The sequence below is a fragment of the Staphylococcus sp. GDY8P72P genome (assembly GCF_016890655.1).
In the GTDB taxonomy this organism is placed as follows: Bacteria; Bacillota; Bacilli; order Staphylococcales; family Staphylococcaceae; genus Staphylococcus; species Staphylococcus arlettae.
This window is the reverse complement of record NZ_JAFEQJ010000005.1, coordinates 59275-66097: the sequence shown is the minus strand read 5'-3', so window position 1 is coordinate 66097 and position 6823 is coordinate 59275. Positions and strand designations below refer to the sequence as shown.

General features: G+C 34.3%; 7 protein-coding genes. 5 read left to right on the top strand and 2 right to left on the bottom strand.

The annotated features are described in order from the left end of the window. Window positions 1-483: 483 nt before the first annotated feature. Window positions 484-762: a GNAT family N-acetyltransferase gene (locus JVU85_RS00705; RefSeq protein ID WP_002509877.1), complete on the bottom strand. Its 279-nt coding sequence runs from the start codon at window positions 760-762 to the stop codon at window positions 484-486. A 172-nt stretch (window positions 763-934) separates the two neighbouring features. Here JVU85_RS00705 and JVU85_RS00700 point away from each other — a divergent pair, with 172 nt between their 5' ends. Then, window positions 935-1897, top strand: coding sequence for a metal ABC transporter solute-binding protein, Zn/Mn family (locus tag JVU85_RS00700; RefSeq protein ID WP_204171441.1), 963 nt, complete (start codon window positions 935-937; stop codon window positions 1895-1897). 77 nt (window positions 1898-1974) lie between these two features. Here JVU85_RS00700 and aldA read toward each other — a convergent pair whose 3' ends face one another. Next, entirely contained in the window at window positions 1975-3399 is a 1425-nt protein-coding gene (gene aldA / locus JVU85_RS00695) for an aldehyde dehydrogenase (protein WP_204171440.1), read from the bottom strand. A gap of 204 nt (window positions 3400-3603) precedes the next feature. Between aldA and JVU85_RS00690 the strand changes: the two genes are divergently transcribed. The 4 genes from JVU85_RS00690 to mhqD all read left to right on the top strand — a co-directional run bounded on the left by JVU85_RS00690 (window position 3604) and on the right by mhqD (window position 6600). Continuing rightward, window positions 3604-4038 (top strand): MarR family winged helix-turn-helix transcriptional regulator, encoded by a 435-nt coding sequence (locus tag JVU85_RS00690; RefSeq protein WP_021459775.1) that lies wholly within the window; start codon window positions 3604-3606, stop codon window positions 4036-4038. 66 nt (window positions 4039-4104) lie between these two features. Beyond that, window positions 4105-5073 (top strand): ring-cleaving dioxygenase MhqE, encoded by a 969-nt coding sequence (mhqE, locus tag JVU85_RS00685; RefSeq protein ID WP_103388725.1) that lies wholly within the window; start codon window positions 4105-4107, stop codon window positions 5071-5073. Window positions 5074-5087: 14 nt separating this feature from the next. Next, a complete protein-coding gene (locus JVU85_RS00680) occupies window positions 5088-5984 on the top strand; it encodes a ring-cleaving dioxygenase (protein WP_204171439.1) in 897 nt (298 codons plus the stop codon). 22 nt (window positions 5985-6006) lie between these two features. Further along, window positions 6007-6600, top strand: a complete 594-nt coding sequence (gene mhqD / locus JVU85_RS00675) for a methylhydroquinone degradation carboxylesterase MhqD (RefSeq protein ID WP_204171438.1) — start codon at window positions 6007-6009, stop codon at window positions 6598-6600. The last annotated feature ends 223 nt before the right edge of the window (window positions 6601-6823 follow it).

Below are 6823 nucleotides of genomic sequence, written 5' to 3'. Positions count from 1 at the left end.
GCGTTGAAACAAGCTTGGTTTGAAGCGCATTTTCAATGCAGACAGCTACTGCCAATATGAAAAGAGATTTCGAATAACACAGGGAGTGGGACAGAAATCTGATTTTGAAAAAATGATTTTGTCGTCCCACCCTGGCAAGGATGACTAGCATTGAAAAAAGCTTGGTTTAAAGCGCAATTTCAATGCAGTCAGCTACTGCCCTATGAAAAAAGGTTTCGAATAACACATAGAGTGGGACAGAAATCTGATTTTGAAAAATGATTTTGTCGTCCCACCCCGGCAAGGATGACTAGCATTGAAAAAAGCTTGGTTTAAAGCGCATTTTCAATACAGTCAGCTACTGCCAAAATGAAAAAAGGTTGGGACAAATTGATATTATCCCAACCTTTTTTTACTGTAGTTGTTCAATGGTTTGAAAACCAATTAGCGTTTAAGCGGCTAAATTATCCAATTACGACGACGCTTGATGATTGCATTGCAATGTTATTTAGTATATACATCTTGATATGCTTCGTTTTTTTCTATGACATTTTGTGCAAATGGACATGTTGCAGATACAGTTAAATTATTGTCTCGTGCATAGTCGACGACAGCTTTCACTAATTTTGAACCGAGTCCTTGTCCGCCTAATTCTTTTGGTACACCAGTGTGATCAATATCTATTTGATTAGGACTTACTTCTGTAAAAGTGATTTCTGCTTGGCGATTGTCTTCGTTCTCTCCGACATAAAATTTATTATGACCTTGTTTAATTTCCGTCATATTAAGACCCCCAGTTTTTTAACTTATAATACTTATATCACTAAGTTATATTTTAAAACATAGATAAGTATAATAAAAAATAGAGATTACATAGTATAAATAATTTTCATTGAAATATTGTGAAAATAAGTTTATAGTTTTAACGGAATAATTTCGTTTTGGAGGCGCAAATGTGAAAAAAACTTTGTTAATTATAGCGGTTATAGTGTTTAGTGTCACCTTAACAGCATGTAATCAAAATACAAAACAACAGTATAAAGTAAGTACTTCGAACAAACTCGAAATATACACTACAGTGTTTGCATTTCAAAGCTTTGCCAAAGATATTGGTGGAAAATATGTAAATGTACAAAGTTTATATCCTCCAGGTGCAGATACACATAGTTATGAGCCCACGCAACGTAATATGATTGATATCGCGAAAAGTGACTTGTTTATTTATTCTAGTGAAGATATGGACCCTGTAGCGAAAAAAATTGCGAGTTCTATTACTAACGAACAATTGAAATTACCTGTAGCGGATGCAATTAATCATGAGGAGTTATTGGCTACTGGCGATCACAACCACGAACATGGAGATGAACATAAACACGAGCATGAAGAAGAAGCAGGTAAAGATCCACATGTTTGGTTAGACCCTAAATTAAATAAACAATTTACTAAAACTATTAAAGATGAATTAGTAGCTAAAGATCCTAAGCATAGTGCGTATTATGAGAAAAATTACCGTAAGCTCAACAAAGATATTGATCAAATTGATCGTCAATTAAAAACGATTACGACAAATCCTAAAAGAGACACTGTTATAATATCCCATGATTCTATAGGTTATTTGGCACGACGTTACAATTTTAATCAGGTCGGCGTTACAGGAATGAATAATGAAGATCCAAGTCAACAAGAATTAATGGAAATCATCAAGCATGTAAAAGAAACACAACAACCATATTTGCTTTATGAGCAAAACATTTCTTCGAAAATTACCGATGTGATTAAAAAAGAAACAAACACTACACCTGTACCATTTAACAACTTAACTACATTAGCACCAGAAGATAAGGATAATAATGATGTGGGCTATCAATCTATTATGCATCAAAATATTGATTCTTTAGACAAAGCATTGAATAACTAAATTAAAGCAGCAGGAACAAAATATTTGTTCTTGCTGCTTTTTTATATTTTATGATGTAGTTGGATTAGTTAGGAATTTTAATCATAACGAATATACGACACTGTCGTATTATAATATTCTTCAAAACCATGAACACCATCAGCGCCACCCAAGCCTGATTCTCGCCATCCTGCATGGAATCCATTAACAGCTTCTTCTGCTTCGCAGTTAGCGTACACTTCACCAAATTTCAGCAATTCTGATGCACGCATCACTTCTTGGAGATTCTCTGAAAAAATGTATGAAGACAGTCCGGCATTTGTATCATTAGCTAAATTAATAACTTCATGAAAATCATCATAAGTCATGATAGGTAGTACTGGTCCAAAAATTTCATTAGTAAAAGCTGCATGTTCGGGTTGTACTTTATCTAAAATAGTAGGTGCATAGTAGTAGCCATCTCTATTTAAAATTTCACCACCAAGTACCAATTGGGCACCTTCTTGAATAGATTGTTGCACGGTATTATGAATGTGATCTAATTGTTTTTGGTTAATAATAGCTCCTAAATCGGTTTGTTCATCAAATGGATCACCAACTGTTAATTGTTCCATTTTAGCTTTCAATTTAGAAAGAAATTCATCATGCACTTGTTCATGAACAAAAATACGTTCCGGACATGTACAAACTTGACCGGCATTATTAATACGAGCAGTGACAATATAATCAACTGCTTTATCTAAATCTGCATCTGCAGTAACGATTGCAGGGGCATTACCACCTAATTCCAAATTCACTTTTTTAACATTACTGGCACTAGCTTCATATACTGATTTACCAGCACGGATACTTCCAGTTAGAGAAATGAGTTGAATATCTGGATGTTTAGCTAACTGTGTACCTACAGTTTCACCAGTTCCGGGAATAATTTGAATAAGACCAGCAGGAATAGCAGATTGTCTAAATAATTCAGCTAATTTAAGAGTGATTAGAGAAGTTTCTTCACTAGGTTTAATTATCACCGAACAACCTGTAATTATAGCCGGTATGACTTTACGCATAAGTACCATAATCGGGGCATTCCATGGCACTATACCAGCAGTAACACCGATAGGCTTTTTCGTTAAGTGAATCAGTTCATTGTCACGATTGCTCTGTAGCACCTCACCCTTATTTTGCATACTTAGACTGGACATATAATCTATAAATTTAATGGATTTATGAATTTCACCAAGTGCTGAAGATAAAAGCTTACCTTGTTCTTTCACGTATAATTCAGCTAATTCATTTTTATTATTTTCTAATAAAGGAATGAGCATTTTAACATGTTCTGCACGTGTTGGTTGAGGAACTTTTTCCCATTCTAGTTGTGCTTCTTGTGATTTTGCGACTGCAATATTAACATCGTTTTCGTTTGCAAAAGTAATGGTATCAAACACTTGACCGGTAGCAGGATTTACCACATCCATCGTTTCTGTTGATTCGCTAGCAATAAATTCATTATTGATAAATAGTTGATTCATCTTAAACACCTCCACAGTATATATGTACCACGTGATGAAGTACAAAAACGGTGTAAAAGAATTTGTTATTGAATGAGAAGTTTATCGATAAATGAGCAGGTTAATAACGTGTAGTATATTTTTTATATTCAAAAGTGTTGACTTCTTTTAATAGAGACTATACAATTATCTCGAATTCGAAATAAAATGAAAGTTGGTGATGAGATGGATAGAACAAAGTCATCTATGAATGCATTTATTGGATTAAATAGAACTTTAGATTATTTGGAAAAAATAGTGCGCGAAGATGTGAAGCAATACGGATTAAATATTACAGAATTTGCGGTACTAGAATTACTTTATAATAAAGGTGATCAACCTATTCAACGCATTCGAGAACGTGTACTTATAGCTAGTAGTAGTATTAGCTACGTTGTTGATAAGCTAGAGGAAAAAGGGTGTGTGACCCGTATTAGAAATCAACAGGATAAACGTATAATCAATGCTTCATTGACACAACAAGGGCGTCACATTATGGATGAGATCTTTCCGAAACATGCTGAGACCATCCAATCAACATTTTCAATCTTAACAGACGAAGAATTACAAACATTGCAAAATACACTCAAAAAGTTAAGTGCTCCTACAAATAATAAGTAGGTAGCAAAATTTTTTCACAAAAACAATCTCGATTTCGAGATAAAAACTAAGAAAGAAGGATTTATTATGACAAACAATTCATTATTAGGTATTCATCACGTTACAGCAATTACAGATGACGCAGAACGTAACTATAAATTTTTTACTGATGTATTAGGTATGAGACTTGTGAAGAAAACAGTAAACCAAGATGATATATACACGTACCACACATTCTTTGCAGATGATGTTGGATCCGCAGGAACAGATATGACATTTTTTGATTTTCCTAATGTACCTAAAGGTATTGGAGGTACAAACTCAATTAGTAGACCGTCATTCCGTGTGCCAAATGATGAAGCATTAAGTTATTATGCACAGCGTTTTGATGAATTTGGTGTGAAACACGACGGTGTACAAAGTCTATTTGATAAAAAAGTACTACCATTTGAAGAAGCGGATGGACAATTATATCAATTAGTTTCCGATGAGAATAACAAAGGTGTAGCACCTGGTATACCTTGGGAAAATGGTCCAGTACCGACAGATAAAGCAATTTATGGATTAGGACCTATTGAAATTACTGTAAGTTATTTTGAGGATTTCAAAAAAATCTTAGAAAATGTTTATGGTATGCAAACAATTGTTGAAGAAACTGACGTTGCACTATTAAATGTAGGTGAAGGTGGCAATGGTGGACAAGTCATTTTAAGAAAAGATACTGAAACACCAGAAGCTAGACAAGGATATGGTGAAGTACATCACGTTTCATTTAGAGTGAAAGATCATGATGCTATTCAAGCATGGCACGACAAATATACAGAATTAGGTATTGGTAACTCAGGTTTAGTAGATCGTTTTTATTTTGAAGCACTTTATGCACGCATTGGTCATATATTGATCGAAGTATCTACAGACGGTCCAGGATTTATGGGTGACGAGCCATATGAAACATTAGGTGAAGCATTATCATTACCACCGTTTTTAGAAAATCAACGTGACTATATTGAATCAGAAATTCGTCCATTTAACACTAAACGTAATCATGATAAATAAAAGGAGGGCTTGATTTGGAAGCAATTAAACACATTCATCATATATCAGCTATCGTAGGTAATCCAGAAGAGAATATTCGTTTTTATAGAGATATTTTAAATTTAAAACTAATCAAAAAAACAGTGAATTTTGATGATCCAGTGACTTACCATTTATATTTTTCAAATAACTCAGTAGCTAATGGTACGATACTAACCTTTTTCAATTGGCCAAACCATGTAAAAGGTCAAGTAGGTGCAGGCCAAGTTGAGACTATTGCTTTTAGAATACCCCAAGGTACTATGGATCTTTGGGAACAGCACTTAAATAATCATGCTATTACGACTAAACGCAATCAACTCTTTGATCAGGAAACACTCGTGTTTAAAGATACACATGATTTGCCTTTAGCACTTGTGGAGAGTGAAACGACGAGTGATAATCATGACATTATAGGCTTTCATGGTGTCACTATGTTATCTAGTAATCCGGTACAAACTATAGCTACATTAACAAATGATATGGGTCTTTCAGAAGTCAATGACAGCAATGTATCAGTACACTTGACGACTGCAGGCGAATGGCAACATCACGTTATAGTACACAAAACCACTCCAGAAAAGCGAGTACGTTGGGGCACAGGTGTCGTACACCACATAGCTTGGTCTATGCCAACAAACGAAACACAACTTGCGTGGCGTGAACAGTTGAGTAACAAAGGCTATCATTTAACTGAAGTTAAAGATCGTAATTATTTTAATGCAGTGTATATGAAAGAACATGGTGATATTATTTTTGAATTTGCTACTGATGGCCCTGGTTTTACAGTAGATGAACCATTTGATGAATTAGGTACTCACTTAATGTTACCACCACAATATGAAGAACGAAGAGAAGAATTATTGCAATTATTACCACCTATTAATATTTAAAATAATAAAAGGAGAGATAACGATGGAACACATTTTTAAGCAAGGACAACCTGATGCACCGACATTTATCTTACTGCACGGCACAGGCGGTGATGAAAATGATTTATTACCATTAGCGCAAGTACTAAATGACGACTACAATGTGTTAAGTATACGAGGAGAAGTATCTGAAAATGGTATGAATCGTTTCTTTAAACGTCATGGAGAGGGACAATATGATGTAGAAGATTTAAATTATCGTACAGACCGTTTATTAGAATTTCTGTCAGAAGCAGCTGAAAAATATGCTTTTGATTTAAGTAAAGCAATTCCAGTTGGATTCTCTAATGGTTCTAATATTGCTATCAGTATGATGTTGCGCGAAAATACAACATTTAAGAAGGCATTGTTATATGCACCATTATATCCAATAGAAGTAACAACAGATAAAGATTTCAGTAATGCTCAAATTTTACTATCAATGGGTGAAAATGATCCGATTGTACCTTTAGCTGAAAGTAAAAGAGTGATTGATATCTTCAATTCTCGTGGTGCAGATGTGACAACAGTATGGGTCAATAGTCATGAATTAACTCAGTCAGGTGTGGTTGCTGGTCAAGAAGTGTTAAATAAATAAAATAGTGTATAGATAACGTATAACAGTACAAACTGAAGTTGTGTCATCGATGCAGATAAATTATTAAGTTGATTTATCTAAACGATGCAGCGCAACTTCAGTTTTTTTGATGTCAGGTGTGGTATAGAGAGATTGTAATAGCTTGTACTAAACTGCCATTACGAAGAGGATAAATATAAAACTAAATGAGTGCATTGTAGAGTATTGTTTGATAATATAGCAC

What these genes read in the sequence shown, in the direction of transcription:
- aldA (WP_204171440.1), bottom strand. Translation starts at nt 3,399, where the DNA reads ATGAATCAACTATTTATCAATAATGAATTTATTGCTAGCGAATCAACA.
- JVU85_RS00705 (WP_002509877.1), bottom strand. Translation starts at nt 762, where the DNA reads ATGACGGAAATTAAACAAGGTCATAATAAATTTTATGTCGGAGAGAAC.
- mhqD (WP_204171438.1), top strand. Translation starts at nt 6,007, where the DNA reads ATGGAACACATTTTTAAGCAAGGACAACCTGATGCACCGACATTTATC.
- JVU85_RS00690 (WP_021459775.1), top strand. Translation starts at nt 3,604, where the DNA reads ATGGATAGAACAAAGTCATCTATGAATGCATTTATTGGATTAAATAGA.
- mhqE (WP_103388725.1), top strand. Translation starts at nt 4,105, where the DNA reads ATGACAAACAATTCATTATTAGGTATTCATCACGTTACAGCAATTACA.